Origin of the sequence: Streptomyces sp. NPDC051018, assembly GCF_044456085.1 — a bacterium.
GTDB lineage: Bacteria > Actinomycetota > Actinomycetes > Streptomycetales > Streptomycetaceae > Streptomyces.
On the sequence record NZ_JBITFN010000007.1, the window covers coordinates 58065 to 73583 of the forward strand.

At 71.3% G+C, this 15519-nt stretch carries 11 protein-coding genes; 4 read left to right on the plus strand and 7 right to left on the minus strand.

Annotated elements, in window-relative coordinates; translation table 11 throughout:
• Positions 1 to 5 precede the first annotated feature (5 nt).
• Positions 6 to 1382 carry an MFS transporter gene (locus ACIBCM_RS14235; RefSeq protein WP_399242828.1) on the minus strand — a complete coding sequence of 459 codons (1377 nt, stop codon included), beginning with the start codon at positions 1380 to 1382 and terminating at the stop codon, positions 6 to 8.
• 302 nt (positions 1383 to 1684) lie between these two features.
• On the opposite strand from ACIBCM_RS14235, the gene ACIBCM_RS14240 reads away from it, so the two are divergent.
• Together ACIBCM_RS14240 and ACIBCM_RS14245 are read left to right on the plus strand one after the other, a co-directional pair.
• Positions 1685 to 2620 carry a DUF3027 domain-containing protein gene (locus ACIBCM_RS14240; RefSeq protein WP_399242830.1) on the plus strand — a complete coding sequence of 312 codons (936 nt, stop codon included), beginning with the start codon at positions 1685 to 1687 and terminating at the stop codon, positions 2618 to 2620.
• Positions 2621 to 3143: 523 nt separating this feature from the next.
• Complete coding sequence (locus ACIBCM_RS14245) at positions 3144 to 6296, plus strand: sacsin N-terminal ATP-binding-like domain-containing protein (protein ID WP_399242832.1); 3153 nt, start codon at positions 3144 to 3146, stop codon at positions 6294 to 6296.
• Positions 6297 to 6621: 325 nt separating this feature from the next.
• Here the strand turns inward: ACIBCM_RS14245 and ACIBCM_RS14250 are convergent, their stop codons facing one another.
• The 3 genes from ACIBCM_RS14250 to ACIBCM_RS14260 form a co-directional block, all read right to left on the minus strand.
• Entirely contained in the window at positions 6622 to 7218 is a 597-nt protein-coding gene (locus ACIBCM_RS14250; RefSeq protein WP_399242834.1) for a hypothetical protein, read from the minus strand.
• Between the two features lie 177 nt (positions 7219 to 7395).
• The gene (locus ACIBCM_RS14255) at positions 7396 to 9852 is read right to left on the minus strand and encodes an HAD-IC family P-type ATPase (RefSeq protein ID WP_399242836.1); all 2457 of its coding nucleotides are present in this window, start codon (positions 9850 to 9852) and stop codon (positions 7396 to 7398) included.
• A 331-nt stretch (positions 9853 to 10183) separates the two neighbouring features.
• The gene (locus ACIBCM_RS14260) at positions 10184 to 10477 is read right to left on the minus strand and encodes a DUF2530 domain-containing protein (RefSeq protein WP_399242838.1); all 294 of its coding nucleotides are present in this window, start codon (positions 10475 to 10477) and stop codon (positions 10184 to 10186) included.
• A gap of 158 nt (positions 10478 to 10635) precedes the next feature.
• Here ACIBCM_RS14260 and ACIBCM_RS14265 point away from each other — a divergent pair, with 158 nt between their 5' ends.
• On the plus strand, positions 10636 to 12081 hold the full coding sequence (locus ACIBCM_RS14265) for an NCS2 family permease (RefSeq protein ID WP_399242840.1): 1446 nt from the start codon (positions 10636 to 10638) through the stop codon (positions 12079 to 12081).
• Between the two features lie 194 nt (positions 12082 to 12275).
• Here ACIBCM_RS14265 and ACIBCM_RS14270 read toward each other — a convergent pair whose 3' ends face one another.
• From ACIBCM_RS14270 to ACIBCM_RS14280, 3 genes are all read right to left on the minus strand, one after another.
• Positions 12276 to 13142 carry a hypothetical protein gene (locus tag ACIBCM_RS14270; RefSeq protein ID WP_399242842.1) on the minus strand — a complete coding sequence of 289 codons (867 nt, stop codon included), beginning with the start codon at positions 13140 to 13142 and terminating at the stop codon, positions 12276 to 12278.
• Positions 13143 to 13184: 42 nt separating this feature from the next.
• Entirely contained in the window at positions 13185 to 14249 is a 1065-nt protein-coding gene (locus tag ACIBCM_RS14275; protein WP_399242844.1) for an NAD(P)-dependent oxidoreductase, read from the minus strand.
• Positions 14250 to 14712: 463 nt separating this feature from the next.
• A complete protein-coding gene (locus tag ACIBCM_RS14280; protein WP_399242846.1) occupies positions 14713 to 14895 on the minus strand; it encodes a ribbon-helix-helix protein, CopG family in 183 nt (60 codons plus the stop codon).
• 133 nt (positions 14896 to 15028) lie between these two features.
• Between ACIBCM_RS14280 and ACIBCM_RS14285 the strand changes: the two genes are divergently transcribed.
• Positions 15029 to 15499, plus strand: coding sequence for a MarR family winged helix-turn-helix transcriptional regulator (locus ACIBCM_RS14285; protein ID WP_399242848.1), 471 nt, complete (start codon positions 15029 to 15031; stop codon positions 15497 to 15499).
• Positions 15500 to 15519 lie beyond the last annotated feature (20 nt).

The window sequence follows — 15519 nt, forward strand, 5'->3', positions numbered from 1 at the left end:
GACGGCTACGCCACCCGGGGCCTCGCACGGCTTCCCGCCCGCGCCCCCCGCAACAGCCCCCGCACCGACGCCACCGCCCCCATGCACACGATCGCCGCCGCCACGGACATGCCGAGGACACCGTTCAGTGGGATCACGATGCCGATCGCACCGCCGAGCACCCAGGCCATCTGGAGCAGCGTCTCCGAGCGCGCGAACGCGGACGTACGTACCTCCTCCGGCACATCGCGCTGGATCAGCGCGTCCAGGGACAGCTTCGCCAGCGCCTGGCACAGCCCCGCCGTCGCGGCGAGGACCGCCACCATCCCGGCGCCGAAGAACACCGCCGCGAGCACCGCCGCCGTCAGCACCAGGCCCAGGACCGTCGCGATGATCGTCTCGGGCCCCCGGGCCTTCAGCCACGCCCCCACCGCCGTGCCGAGCGCGTTGCCCGTGCCCGCCGCGACCCCCGCTATCCCCAGCGACACCGCCGCGCTCTGCCCGTTCAGCGGATGCTCCCGCAGCAGGAACGCAAGGAAGAAGATCAGAAACCCGGACAGACAACGGAACGCCGCGTTCGCCTGGAGACCGTGCAGCACCGACGGCCCGACCGTCCGCAGACTCGGCCGTCGGGGCCCCTGGGCGATGATCGGACGCCGTGGCCCCTGCGTGATGATGCGGGCCGTGCGCTCTCCCTTGGCCGAGTCCACCTTGTGCGGCAGCCGCAGGGCCCAGTACGTACCGAGCAGAAACAGCGCGCACGCCCCGTACAGCGTCCACTCCGGCCCGATCCGGTGCAGCCCCGCCCCGATCGGTGCCGCGATCCCGGTCGCCAGCAGGCCCGCGAGCGTCACCCGGGAGTTCGCCTTCACCAGCGAGAACCTCGGTGGCAGCAGCCGGGGCACCACGGCGCTGCGCACCACTCCGTACGCCTTGGACGCGACCAGCACCCCGAGCGCCGCCGGATACAGCTCCAGCGATCCGGTCACCACCGCCCCGGACATCGTCAGCGCGAGCACCGCACGGGTGAGCATCGCCCCCGCCATCGCCGCGCGGCGGCCGTGCGGGAGCCGGTCCAGGAGCGGTCCGATCACCGGCGCGAGCAGCGCGAACGGGGCCAGGGTGATCGCGAGGTAGAGCGTGACCCGCCCCCGTGCCTCGTCCGTCGGTACGGAGAAGAACACCGTGGACGCCAGGGCCACGGTGATCATGACATCCCCCGCGCCGTTCACCGCGTGGAGTTCGATCAGCCTCCCGAGCCCCGACTCACCCGCACCGTGCGCGTGGGTCGCCTTGCGGATGCCGCGCGCCGTGCCCGTGAACGGAAGATGCAGGGCACGCGCGATCCGCCGGCCCGCTCTGCCGAGCGGCCCGGGCCCGTCGGAGGAACTGACTCCTGCCACCTCGCCATAGTGCCCCAAGCCCCGCCGCGGCGAGGGACGATGCGGGGTTGTTAGCTCCTCGTTGGGGCGCGCAGGTGGGCGGGGCGCTGTGGAAGAGGTAGCGTGCCTAGCGCGCCACCGGCGATGTTCCCGGCCGCGCGCCTCTTCGGCATCCCGCAGAATGGATGACGTATAGGTGTGCCCGGGACGGATTGGTCCGGGCGTGGACGTCGATGCGGCCCCCCGGTCCGCTCCGCCTGCTGCCCGTATCTCACGCAACGGCGGGCGCACCCGTGAGACGGCGTAGGAGAGAAGCGAGACCTGTGAGTGCTGCGACGACGCGAAGCCGTACCCCTGACCGTCTGTGCGCCGAGGCGGTAGACCTCGCCCGGGCGGCGGCCGAGGAGGCCGCGGCCCCGGGGGTGGTCGGCGAGCATGTGTCCCTCGTCTCGGAGGGAGACCGCGTCGTCACGCACTTCTTCGAGTGCAAGGAGCCCGGCTACCGCGGCTGGCGATGGGCCGTGACGGTCACCCGGGCCTCCCGCGCCAAGATCGTGACCCTCGACGAAACCGTCCTGCTGCCCGGCCCGGACGCCCTTCTCGCGCCCGAGTGGGTGCCCTGGAGCGAACGCCTGCGGCCCGGCGACATGGGCCCCGGCGATCTGCTGCCGACCGAGGCGGACGACCTCCGTCTGGAACCCGGCTACTTCGCCGAGGACGCGCCCCCGCCGAACTCCGTCGTCGCCGAGACCTCCCACGACCTCGCCGAACGCGTCGAGGCGGAGGACGCGGAGCTGACCGACCGGCGGCCCGCGGACACCGTCATGAACGCCCGCGGCCGGATCGCCTCCCTCGCGGAGGAACTGGGCATGCGCCGCGCGCGGATCCTGTCCCGTTACGGGCTCCACACCGCCGCCGACCGCTGGGACGAGTCCTTCGGCGCGAAGACGCCCATGGCCCAGGCCGCGCCCGCGTCCTGTGCGACCTGCGGGTTCCTGGTGCCGGTCGCGGGGTCCCTGCGGCAGGCGTTCGGTATCTGCGCCAACGAGTTCTCGCCCGCCGACGGGCGGGTCGTCTCCCTGTCGTACGGGTGCGGGGGCCACTCCGAGGCGGCGGTCATGCCGAAGACACCGCGGCCGGCGCCGCCGGTGCTGGACTCGGTGGGCGCGGATGTGTTTCCGCTGCATCCGCAGCGGGACGAGGGGTCGGTCGCGGTCCCCTCGGAACCCACGCCGGACGACGACCTCGGCCACTCCTGATCACCCCCGGGGCTCCGCCCCCGGACCCCCGCGCCTCAAACGCCGGCGGGGCTGTCATCGGGTCACCCTTCCCCGGAGCCAGTCCCGGCCCCACCTCGGGCCTTCCAGCGTGTCCGGCGTCGTGGGCCGAGCGTTCTGGCCCGTCCGGCGTTTGGGGACGGTGGGTGACCCCGGGTCCGTTCAGGATCCCGGGCGGGGACCGGGCAGACCGCGCCCCGTCCGGCGATTGCGGCCGAGCCTTCCAGCCCGTCCGGCGTTTGAGGACGGAGGGTGACCCCGGGTCCGTCCGCGGTCCGGGGTCCGGGCAGACCGCGCCCCGTCCGGCCCGGGGCCGTCCACGGTCCGGGGTCCGGGCAAATCGCGCCCCGCCCGGCGTCGGGGCCCGCGGTCCGGGGACCGGGAACCGCCCAGCCCGTCCGGCGCTTGAGGACAGCTCACAAGAACCAGCGCGGCCGAAACCCCCGCCCTCGCGATACCTTCACCCGCACAAGCCACAGCACACCGCAGAGAGTGGAGCGACACCGTGAGCGTCAGGACCACCGGAGAGGCGGACCCGTTCGGGACCGCCCGGTTGCGGCGTGGGGTGCTCGACGCGTGGGCGGCCAGTCCCGCCCGGTTCCGCGAGGACGCCAACGCCGAGGAGGACCTCGTACTCGGCGGCTACCGCGACCGCCTCATCGTCGAGCTGGCCCAGAACGCCGCCGACGCCGCCGCCCGCGCCCGTGTCCCCGGCCGCCTCCGGCTCACCCTGCGCGAGAACACCCTCGCCGCCGCGAACACCGGCGCCCCCCTCGACGCCGCCGGTGCCGAGTCCCTCAGCACCCTGCGCGCCTCCGCGAAGAGGGACTCCCCGGACAGCAGCGTCGGCCGCTTCGGCGTCGGGTTCGCCGCCGTGCTCGCCGTCAGCGACGAACCCGCCCTCGTCGGCCGTCACGGAGGCGTCCGCTGGTCCCTCGCCGAGGCCCGCGACCTGGCCGTCGACACCGCCACGGCCAGCCCCGGCCTCGGCGACGAGCTGCGCCGCCGCGACGGCCACGTACCGCTGCTGCGGCTGCCGCTGCCCGCCGAGGGCACCGCACCCGAGGGGTACGACACGGTCGTCGTCCTCCCGCTCCGCGACGGCGCGGCCGTCGACCTCGTCGAGCACCTGCTGAGCACCATCGACGACGCGCTGCTCCTCACCCTCCCGGGCCTGTCCGAGATCGTCGTCGAGACCCCGGAGGGCGTACGGACGCTGGAACGCTCCACCCAGGGCCCGTACACGCACATCCGGGACAGCGTCCACGGCGACCGCCGCTGGCGGACCGCCGGCCGGAGCGGCTCCATCGCCCCGGAGCTGCTGGCGGACCGTCCGATCGAGGAGCGGCTGCGGCCCCACTGGTCCGTCACCTGGGCCGTGCCCGTGGACGAGGACGGTACGCCCGCCCGCCCCCGTACCGCCCCCGTCGTCCACGCGCCGACGCCCACCGACGAACCCCTCGGCGTCCCGGCGCTGCTGATCGCGTCCCTGCCGCTGGACACCACCCGCCGCCACCCCGCCCCCGGACCGCTGACCGACTTCCTGGTCGGCCAGGCGGCCCAGGCGTACGCCGGGCTCCTCGGCGACTGGCGGCCCGTGTCCACCGGCACGATCGACCTGGTGCCGGGCCCCCTCGGCAAGGGCGAGCTGGACGGCGCCCTGCGCGCGGAGATCCTCGGGCTGCTGCCCCGGACCGCGTTCCTGGAGCCCGCCGCCCCCCACGGCCCGGAAGCCACAGAAAGCACAGACACCGGGGACCTGGGCCTCCCGGACCGCGAACCCGTCCACGGACTGCGCCCCATCGAGGCCGAGGTCCTGGAGGGCGCGGGCCACGAGACCGTCCAGGTGCTCGCCGAGGTGCTGCCGAGCCTGCTGCCCGCCGGTCTGGAGCGCCGGGTCGAACTGCGGACCCTCGGGGTCGCCCGCGTCCCGCTGACCGAGGCGATCGACCGCCTCGCGGGCCTGGAGCGCGACCCGTCCTGGTGGTGGCGGCTGTACGACAGCCTCGCCGGTACCGACCCGGAGCGGCTCTCCGGCCTCCCCGTGCCGCTGGCCGACAACCGTACGGCCATCGGCCCCCGCCAGACCCTCCTCCCGCTCCCCGACACCTCGCCCCAGCTGACACGCCTGGGACTCAAGGTCGTCGACCCGGAGGCCGCGCACCCCCTGCTGGAGAAGCTGGGCGCCCTGCCGGCGACCCCCCGGGCCGTACTGACCACCCCCCAGGTCCGGGCGGCCGTCGCCGGGTCGCTCGACGCCGGCGAGATCTGGGACGAGGACGAGACCGCGCTCGACGCGGGCGAACTCGCCGACATCGTCCTCGGGCTCGTCCGGGACGCCGAACTCGAACCCGGTGACGAGCCCTGGCTGGGCGCGCTCGCCCTGCCCGACGAGGACGGCGAGAGCTCCCCCGCGGGGGAGCTCGTCCTCCCCGGCAGTCCCTTCGCCCTCGTCATGCGCGAGGACGAGCTGGCGTTCTGCGACGGCGACCTGGCCGCGCGCTGGGGCGAGCAGCCGCTCGCCGCCTGCGGGGTCCTCGCCAACTTCACCCTCGTACGCGCCACGGACGTCGTGCTCGACCCCGACGAGCTGGAGCCGCGCGAGGGGGACTTCGCCGAGCCCGACGACCCCGGGCTGCTCGACGCGGTCGACGTGTGGTGCGAGGACGTCCTCGACCGGCTCCCCGAGACACCCGTACCGCCCGTCGCGACCGAGATCGTCGCCGTACGCGATCTGGACCTCGTCGACGACGACTGCTGGCCGCAGGCGCTCGCGCTGCTCGCCCAGCCGCCGCTGCGGGACGCGCTGACCCAGCCCGTACGGATCCTGCTGCCCGACGGCACCACCGAGACGGTACGGCCGTACACGGCCTGGTGGCTGCGCGACCACCCCGTACTGGACGGCCGGCGCCCCGCCGGGCTGCGGGCCGCGGGCGGTGATCCGCTGCTGGACGGGCTGTACGAGTCCGTGGACGCGACCGGTTTCGACGACGAACCGGTCCTGAGGGCCCTCGGCGTACGGTCCTCGGCCGCGGCCCTCCTGCGCGAACCCGGCGGAGCCGCCGAGCTGCTGGGCCGCCTCGCCGACCCGGACCGCCCGGTACGGCCCGCGCAGCTCCACGGCCTCTACTCGGCGCTCGCCGGACTCGACCCGGAGCAGGTGACCCTGCCCGACGAACTGCGGGCGGTCGTCGACGGCGAGGTACGCGTCGTCGAGGCGTCCGAGGCGCTGGTGGCGGACGCGCCCGATCTGATCCCGCTCACCGGGGGCCTGCCGCTGCTCCCCGTGAGCCCCGAGCGCGCCGCCGCGCTCGCCGAGCTGCTCCAGGTGCGCCGGGTGAGCCGGGCCCTCACCGCGGAGGTCACCTCCGAGGGCGAGGAGCACGAGGTGCCCGAGTCCGTCCGGGTCCTCCTCGGGGCCGGGACCCCCGTGTCGTACGTCGAGCACGACGAGCTGGTCGTGGGCGGCACCGGACTCCCGTGGCGCCGCACCCCCGACGGGGTCGTCCACGCGTCCACGGTGGAGGGCGTCGCGGCGGGCCTGGCCTGGGCGGCCGGCCAGTGGCCGCGCCGCTTCGAGGTGGCGGCCCTGCTGGAGGACCCGTCCCGTACGGAGGAACTGGCCCGGGACCGCTGGTTCGACCCGCTGTTCCCGTGACCACGCCGGACTACCGGGCGTCCGGTCGGCTGTGATCGTCTCCGGGCGGGCGTCCGGGCGGCTGTGACCGTCCTTGGCCGGGTGTACCGGCAGGCTGTGACCGTCCTCGGCCGGGCGTCCGGCAGGCTCTGAGCGTCTCCGGTCCGACGCCCGGCAGGACGTAACCGTCTCCGGCCGGGCGTCCGGTCGGCTGTGACCCGGTGCGTCGCGCCACTCGACGGCGACGGCGCTCTCCCGCGAGGTCCCTGCCACCGGCCCGCTGCCGGGCCAGGGGGCCGTCCGTCCTCAAGCGGCCGCATGGGCTGAGCGGGTCACCCGGAGCGTGTCAGTGGCCGCCGGTGGGCTCCACGCATCCCCCCTCCATATACGTTCCGTGCGCCTCCGCCTTCGGCTTCGCGCCCAGCCGGGTCGTCACACACATGCCCGAGTCCGGCACCCCGAGGGAGAAGCCGAGTTCGCCGTCGAAGGTGTTGAACTGCACCCCGTCCCGGGGGTAGCCGAGCCTCTCCAGCGCGGAGAGGACCGTCTGTTCGTCCCGGGCGTCCTTCACCGCGGGCAGGACGCGACGGGCGTGGGCGTTCGCGCGGCACAGATCGGCGCCCACCAGCCGCTTCTGCGACTTGTACGCGTTGTTCTCCGCGTACTTCGCCGCCTCGGGATCGAGCGTTCGGCTCGCCCCCGGCGTCGGGGACGCCGCGTCCGCCGTATCCGGGCAGAGTTCCGCCACGCCCGGGTAGCGGCTGTCGTGCTTCTTCCGCAGCGCCTCGACCGCCTCCGACAGGGAGGGCGACGAGGGCGTGGCGGACGCGGCAGCGCCGCCCCCGCCCGCCGCGTCCCCCCGTTCCTGCCCGCACCCCGTCATCATGAGCAGCGCGCCCAGTGCGGCCCCGGTCGTCACCGCGATCCCCGTTGAACGTTTCATGCCGCGAGACGCTATGCCACACCGGTCACGGGCACACCGATCGGGGGTACGCGGACCACCGTCCGCACCGGTCACGGCCACACCGGTCACGGGTGCGCGGATCACCTGCCATACCAGTTACACCTGCCATACCAGTTACACCTGCCACACCAGATACGGCGGCCACTGTCACACCGATCACGCCGGGAACTTGCGGTCCATGATCCGCCACGCCACTTCCACCAGCGCCGCTCCCGCCGCCGCGATCCCCACCGCCGTCCACGGCATCGTGGTACCCACCAGCTTCAGCGCGAAGAAGTCCTGGAGCCACGGCACGACCAGCACGATCAGGAACCCCGTCCCCATCGCGGCGACCAGTCCGACGCGCCACCAGGTGTAGGGGCGGGCGATGATCGCGAGGACCCACATGGAGACGAGGAACAGCGTCAGCGTGGCCGCGCTGGTCTCGGCCTCCAGGGAGCCGGGGCCGCTGTAGTGGGACCGGGCCAGGAGATACGTACAGAACGTGGCCGCCGCCGCGATGATGCCGCCGGGGATGGCGTACCGCATGACCCGGCGGACGAAGTGGGGCTTGGCCCGTTCCTTGTTGGGGGCGAGCGCCAGGAAGAACGCGGGGACGCCGATCGTCAGCGTCGACAGCAGCGTCAGATGCCGGGGCAGGAACGGGTACTCGACCTGGCTGATCACCACCAGGATCGCCAGCAGCACCGAGTACACCGTCTTGGTGAGGAAGAGCGTGGCGACGCGGGTGATGTTGCCGATGACCCGGCGGCCCTCCGCCACCACGGACGGCAGCGTGGAGAAGCTGTTGTTGAGCAGCACGATCTGGGCCACGGCCCGGGTCGCCTCGGAGCCCGAGCCCATGGACACACCGATGTCGGCGTCCTTGAGGGCGAGAACGTCGTTGACCCCGTCGCCCGTCATGGCGACCGTGTGGCCGCGTGACTGGAGGGCGCCGACCATGTCCCGCTTCTGCTGCGGGGTGACCCGGCCGAAGACCGCGCCCTCGTCCAGCGCCCGGGCCATCTCCTCCCGCTCGGCGGGCAGGGTGCGCGCGTCGACCGTGTTCTCGGCGCCCGGCAGCCCGAGCTTGCCCGCGACCGCGCCCACGGACACCGCGTTGTCGCCGGAGATGACCTTCGCGGCGACGTCCTGGTCGGCGAAGTAGGCCAGGGTCTCGGAGGCGTCTGGCCGCAGCCGCTGTTCCAGGACGACCAGGGCGATCGCCTCCGTCTCCCCGGGGTCCTCCAGGGTCCCGGCGGCACGGACGAGGAGGAGGACCCGCAGACCCTGCTCGTTGAGGTGCTCGATCCCGGCGAGTTCCGGGTCCTCGGCGGGCAGCAGGACGTCGGGCGCGCCCAGCAGCCAGGTGGAGGTCCCTGCCTCGCCCTCGTCGAAGCGGGCGCCGCTGTACTTGCGGGCGGAGGAGAAGGGCAGGGCGTCGGTGCACCGCCAGCCCTCTCCGTCCTCCGTCCCGGCGGGGTGGGCGTCGATGATGGCCTGGAGGGAGGCGTTGGGGCGGGGGTCGGATGTGCCGATCGCGCCCAGCACCTTGCGTACGTAACCGTCGTCCGCACCGTTGAGGGACCGCACCTCGGCGACGTCCATACCGCCCTCGGTGAGCGTGCCCGTCTTGTCCAGACAGACGACGTCGACCCGGGCGAGACCCTCGATGGCGGGCAGCTCCTGGACCAGGCACTGCTTGCGGCCCAGCCGGATGACGCCGATCGCGAAGGCGACGGAGGTCAGCAGCACCAGGCCCTCGGGGATCATCGGCACGATCCCGCCGACGGTCCGGGCGACCGAGTCCTTGAAGTTGTTGTCCTTGGCGACGAGCTGGCTGATGATCAGCCCGATCGCGGTGGGGACCATCATCCAGGTCACGTACTTGAGGATGGTGCTGATACCGCTGCGCAGCTCGGAGTGGACGAGCGTGAAGCGGGACGCCTCCTCGGCGAGCTGGGCCGCGTAGGCCTCGCGTCCCACCTTGGTCGCGGTGAACGCGCCGCCGCCCGCGACCACGAAGCTGCCCGACATGACCTGGTCGCCGGGCTGTTTGACGACGGGGTCGGCCTCGCCGGTCAGCAGGGACTCGTCGATCTCCAGGCTGTCGGCCTCGGCGACGACCCCGTCGACGACGACCTTGTCCCCGGGGCCGAGTTCCACGAGGTCGCCGAGGACGATCTCGGAGGTGGAGATGCCGGTGGCCCTGCCGTCGCGGCGGACCCTCGGTTTGGCCTCGCCGATGACCGCGAGCCCGTCGAGGGTCTTCTTGGCCCGCAGCTCCTGGATGATGCCGATACCGGTGTTGGCGATGATGACGAAACCGAACAGGCTGTCCTGGATCGGCGCGACGAAGAGCATGATCACCCACAGGACGCCGATGATGGCGTTGAAGCGGGTGAAGACATTGGCCCGGACGATGTCGGCGGTGGAGCGCGAGGAGCGCACGGGGACGTCGTTGACCTCGCCCCGCGCGACCCGTTCCGCCACCTCGGCGGAGGTCAGCCCACCGGGGTTCGCGGCCGGTTCCGGTGGCTTCACGGGGTGTACGGGGTCGAGTTCGGAGCCCGCGTCGATGGAGGGGCCGCCGGGCTCGGGGCCGTCCGTGTCAATCCTCGCCCACTGCGTCATGGTTCGTACGGTACGGCCGGGCGGGCGACTTCACCCACCGGGGCGGCACAAGATCAGACCGGGGTAGGACATGAATCGTCCCAAGGCGGTACGGAGGGGGCGGGGCCTGTCGGGGTCCGGCGGGCACGGGTCCGGCCGGGGCCGCGTCGGGTGTGCGGGCGGTCCGGGTCCGGTGGTCCTGGTTCGGCCGTGAGGAGGCCCGGTGGGTCCTGGTTCGGCCGTGAGGAGGCCCGGTGGGTCCTGGTTCTGGTCGTGAGGAGGTCCGGTGGTCCTGGTTCCGGCCGTCAGGAGGTTTCCGGCCGTCGTGCGACCGTCGTCGTTCCGGACGTCGTCACGGAGCCGGGTCGTGCCCGTTCCCGGCGAGGGGTTCCCGGCTCTCCCGGGCCGCCGAGCGCTTGATCGCCGCGTCGCGTTTGCGTACGTAGGAGATGCCGATGAGCCCCAGACCGCCGCCGGCCAGACAGGTCCACACCCACCACATCAGGCCACGCTCGTCGAACCAGCCGTAGAAGGGGATCTGTACGAGGAAGAGGACGAACCAGACGATGGTGCCGCCGGTGATGGTGGCGACGACGGGCCCCTCCAGGGGCTCGGGTGCCTCGTGCTTGGGGGTCCACTTCGCCATGTGATCAGTGTAGGTGCAGGTCATCGCACCCCCATGGCCCAGAGTTCTACGCGCGGAGATGGCGTAGAAGCTCTCATATCTTCATACTGAAACAGTTTGCTCATGTCCTGAATTATTCGTATGAAGCTCCAAAGGCTCGACCCCTTGATGAGGACCGCATGACCCCCTCGGCACCCGTTGCCACCCCGGATCACCAGCCGAAGGGCTCTCTCAGCGGTCTCGACCGCTACTTCCGGATCTCGGAGCGAGGCTCCACGCTCGCCCGGGAGATTCGTGGCGGATTCGCGACGTTCTTTGCGATGGCATACATCATCGTGCTGAACCCGATCATCCTCGGCAGCGCGAAGGACATGTACGGCCACCAGCTCGACGGCGGTCAGCTGGTCACCGCCACCGTGCTGACGGCGGCCTTCTCCACCCTGCTGATGGGTGTCATCGGCAATGTCCCGATCGCCCTGGCGGCGGGCCTCGGTGTGAACACCGTCGTCGCGCTCCAGCTCGCGCCCCGGATGTCCTGGCCGGACGCGATGGGCATGGTCGTCCTCGCGGGCATCGTGGTGATGCTGCTGGTCGCCACCGGGCTGCGCGAGCGGGTGATGAACGCCGTGCCGCGCAGTCTGCGCAAGGGCATCGCGATCGGTATCGGTCTGTTCATCATGCTGATCGGTCTGGTCGACTCGGGCTTCGTCTCCCGGATCCCGGACGCCGCGCAGACCGTCGTGCCGCTCACCCTGGGCCAGGGCGGCCATCTGACCGGCTGGCCGGTCCTCGTCTTCGTCCTCGGCGCACTGCTCACTCTCGTACTGATCATCCGCAAGGTACCGGGCGCGATCCTGATCTCCATCATCGCGATGACCGTCGTCGCGATGGTCATCAACGCGGTGGCGCACGTCCCGAGCTGGGGTCTGACCACGCCGGAGTGGCCCGGCAGCCCCGTCTCGCCCCCCGACTTCGGCCTGCTCGGCCAGGTCAGTCTGTTCGGCGGCTTCGAGAAGGTCGGCCTTCTGACGGGTGTGCTGTTCGTCTTCACCGTGCTGCTGTCCTGCTTCTTCGACGCGATGGGCACGATCCTCGGCGTCGGCGACGAGGCGAAGCTGCTGGACAAGGACGGCAATCTGCCCGGCATCAACAAGGTGCTGTTCGTGGACGGCATCGCCGTCGCCTCGGGCGGTGCCACCTCGTCGTCGGCGACGACCTGCTTCGTGGAGTCCACGGCGGGCGTCGGCGAGGGCGCCCGTACGGGTCTGGCCTCGGTGGTCACCGGCGCCCTCTTCTCGGTCGCCCTGTTCCTCACCCCGCTCGCCACGATGGTCCCGTCCCAGGCCGCCACGCCCGCCCTGCTCGCGGTCGGCTTCCTGATCCTGGCCGGTTCGATCACGGACATCGACTGGAGCGACTACACGGTCTCCGTGCCGGCGTTCCTGGCGATGGTGATGATGCCGTTCACCTACTCGATCACCAACGGCATCGGCATCGGCTTCATCACCTTCTCGATCCTGCGCCTGGCGGCGGGCCGCGGCCGGGAGGTGCCGGTCGCCATGTACGTGGTCTCGGCGGTCTTCGTCTTCTACTACGCGATGCCGGCACTGGGCCTGGCCCAGTAACCACGCCCGAAACCACCGGGGCGCCCGGGGCGGCCCACCGGGCCCATCCGGTCCGCCCCGGCACCTGGTTCACGGAGTGGCGCCGGCGGGCGGGACCCGGGGTCTCGCGGGGACCGGAAGGGCCATGGCGGGGCGCCGGGACACGGCGGGACCGGCCTCCGTGTTCACCCGCGCGGGATCCGCCCGCCCCGGCCTCACTCGCCCACGACGACCGTGGCAGCGCTCTGGGCCCAGAGTTCCTCGAAGTGCCGGGAGAGCGTCGCCCCAGGCTCGCGGTCCCGGGGCAGTTCCACATATCCCCGGTCCTCCAACTGCTCGGGCTGGGCCGGCGACAGCGTGCCGACGAACCCCTGCATGATCACCCCGTCCATGCGGGCGAAGTGCATGTTCGGGGTGATCACATATCCGCGGTACTCAAAGTTCCGCCGGGTCCGAACCGGCCATCCGGCCACGACACTCCTGACCCTGTCCTCCGACTCGAGCAGTTGCCGGCGCAGGGTCTCCGGTGGTACCTGAGGCCAGGGCAGCACCATCGAAGCCTGTTCGAGAACGCTGTCGCTCGAACCCGAGGAAATGGCCAGGATGCGGTTGTGTACTCCGCGGTTCGCGGCCCGTTCCATCGATTGCAGCAGATCGACGTTGGAGATCTGGAGATTCCGGTACATAAGGAAATCGGCGTTGCTCTGCGCATCGTTCACCACCTGACTGTAGAAGGGCGGCGTGTAATACCCCCGTTCCACCAGTCGGATCATCCGCTGATTACCCGCTCCGTTGCCGCGCATACGGTTCATTGAATCCAAGGCCCGACTGATCCCTTCTATCTGGCCACAGGTGCGTACTAATTCCTCGGCGAGGTTGCGGGCGTCCTGTTCACCCTGCCTCAGGAAGCCGGCGGCCGATCTGAGGTGGTCCGCCAGCGATTCCGTTCCATAGAGCCTGCGCAGTAACGCACGTTCCTCGGTCTGCGCGCGCTGCACCGATCGCACCTTGGTCAAGGTGATGAGGGTGATGGCGAAGCCGATCACTCCCAATATCGTATTGGCGGCTTCGAGCCAGGACATGCATATGCTCCTCGGTCCCCTGATGCCGGAGTGTCCGTCGGCTCAGCCGCGCAGCCGGGCGATCGTTCCCCGTACCGCGCTGTCCTGCATGGCGCCGAGCGATTCGACCGTGACGCCTGCCGTGTGCGGGCTCAGCAGAGCCGTCGGGCCCAGTGCGACGGCTGTGCCATCGGCGGCCAGGCCGAAGTCGTCGACGGCGAGGCGCAGATCGGGCCGGCGGGAGAGAACCGCCGGAAGTCCGGCCAGGTCAAGGACCTCCTTTCTCGCCGTATTGACGACGAGCGCTCCTTCGGGGAGGAGCGTCAGCAGCTCCGCGCCCACGAGGCCGCGCGTCCCGTTAGTCAGCGGGAGGTGGATGCTGAGGATGTCGCTGTGCCGGAAGATCACCTCCAGCGGTGCCGTCGAGAGGTCCGGATGCCTGTCGGGCGTACGGGTCCAGAACATCGGATCGACGCCGAACGCCCGCAGCAGGGGAAGCAGCGCGCGAGCCGTCGCGCCCGCTCCGAGCACCCCGGCGCGCCGGCCCCGTAACTCGATGGGGGGCTCCGGCATACCGGCCCGGTCCGTGCCGGCGAGCACCGCGCTGTGGGCCGTGAGGGTCCGCTTGGCCAGCCCGAGGATCATCATCATCGTGTGCTCCGCGACGGAGACCGCGTTGACCCCGGGCGTGGTGACGACCTGCACATCGCGTTCCCGCAGTGCGTCCAGATCCAGATGGTCGGTGCCTGCTCCGACGGAACCGAGCGCGCGCAGGCCGGGGAGAGCGTCGAGCACCGTGGCGTCGATACGCTCCTTGACGCCGATGATGGCCGCGCATACTCGCGGGCCGAGTGCGGTCATTTCATCGAGGGCCTGCTCCCTGCTCCCCGCGACCCGGACGTCGGAGAAGTTCGTGCAGAGAAGATCGAAAACCCGGTGATTATCACGAAGGTCGCCGAGTGCGACAAAAGCGGTTCCCGGGATGGGGTCGAGGGATAAGCTCCAGGTGGAACCGGCGTCAGCCGTGGAATCGGAACCGGAAGGGGAAACGGATTCGGGCGGGGATTCAGGCGGGGATTCGGAAAAAGATTCAGAAACGGATGCCGATGTGAATTCGGAAGGGATCATTCGACATCCCCTCGCCCGGCGTTGCTTCTGCGCCGATCCTGATGGCTGCCTGCGGGGGCAGCGGGAGAAGTAGTTACCCGGAAGCCCTTCCGTTGTGCGTCGGAGTGCATTTCCCGACGATCGGCGACCTGATGTGTACCCGCGATATCCGGCATCTGGAGACCCTTAACGTGTCGGCGGCGCCGGGACGTATGCTACGGCGTACGGATGCAGCCCGACAGGGGGACTATTCCGTCTTTTCGGTCGAATAGGGGCTCTGTGCCGGCGTTTCCGGGTGCCCGGTTCGGCCGGGGTTCCCGGGGTGCACGGCACGGGTGGGCGCATCATTCGGGCTGCCCCCCGCGTGGAGGCGAGGGGCCTGTCCCCGGGTGCGTACAGGGCCCTCTCGTGGGCGCACGTGGGAGTAGCGCGGCGCTCAGGGGGTGAGGGGCGGTCTCCGGTGGCCCTAGTGGCCCGAGTGGCCCTAGGTGAGGCCGTAGAACTTCTCCGTCTCGTCGACCGCCACCTTGAAGCGTTCGTCGAAGTCGTCGCGAATGAGCGTTCGGACCACATAGTCCTGGACGCTCATTCCGCGTTTGGCGGCGTGCTGTCTGAGCCGTTCGAGCAGCTCACCGTCTATGCGGAGGCTGAGCACAGTCGATGCCATGCCGTCAGGGTCGCCTCACGGCCAGGAGCGGTGCCTCGCTTTCCGTACATGTATCACTCATACGGGTGACGGGGGGTTTGGTGTCGCGAAACCGGCTGGTCTTTAGGCAGGGTAATGAGTTATGCTAACAAACATGTCTGACCAGTCCTCCGGCGACGATGTCACCGGCGCCCGCGCCGACGCCGACATCGATCAAGCCGCAGTGAACGCTCTGCGCTCGGCCGTGATGCGGCTGGGCCGCAGGCTGAAGCACCAGCGTGTCGACGAGTCGCTGAGCCCCACCGAGATGTCGGTGCTCGGCACCCTCGCGCGCTGTGGCTCGGCCACCCCCGGCGAGCTGGCCCGCAAGGAGCATGTCCAGCCGCCGTCCATGACCCGGATCGTCGCACTGCTGGAGGCCAAGGGACTGGTCCGGCTGGAGCCGCATCCCGATGACCGCCGGCAGAAGGTCGTCAGCCAGACCGAGCAGGCCGAGGCGATGCTCGAGGAGAGCCGCCGCAAGCGGAACGCCTGGCTGGCGTCCCTGGCCGAGGGCCTGGACGAGGACGAATGGGCCAGGCTGCGTGCGGCCGCCCCGGTCCTGGAGAAGCTCGCGCACTTGTAGGCACACCACGAAGGAGGCGA

Coding starts and splice junctions, on each gene's coding strand:
- ACIBCM_RS14275 (WP_399242844.1), bottom strand. CDS start 14,249: ATGATCCCTTCCGAATTCACATCGGCATCCGTTTCTGAATCTTTTTCC.
- ACIBCM_RS14255 (WP_399242836.1), bottom strand. CDS start 9,852: ATGACGCAGTGGGCGAGGATTGACACGGACGGCCCCGAGCCCGGCGGC.
- ACIBCM_RS14260 (WP_399242838.1), bottom strand. CDS start 10,477: ATGGCGAAGTGGACCCCCAAGCACGAGGCACCCGAGCCCCTGGAGGGG.
- ACIBCM_RS14270 (WP_399242842.1), bottom strand. CDS start 13,142: ATGTCCTGGCTCGAAGCCGCCAATACGATATTGGGAGTGATCGGCTTC.
- ACIBCM_RS14285 (WP_399242848.1), top strand. CDS start 15,029: ATGTCTGACCAGTCCTCCGGCGACGATGTCACCGGCGCCCGCGCCGAC.
- ACIBCM_RS14280 (WP_399242846.1), bottom strand. CDS start 14,895: ATGGCATCGACTGTGCTCAGCCTCCGCATAGACGGTGAGCTGCTCGAA.
- ACIBCM_RS14265 (WP_399242840.1), top strand. CDS start 10,636: ATGACCCCCTCGGCACCCGTTGCCACCCCGGATCACCAGCCGAAGGGC.
- ACIBCM_RS14250 (WP_399242834.1), bottom strand. CDS start 7,218: ATGAAACGTTCAACGGGGATCGCGGTGACGACCGGGGCCGCACTGGGC.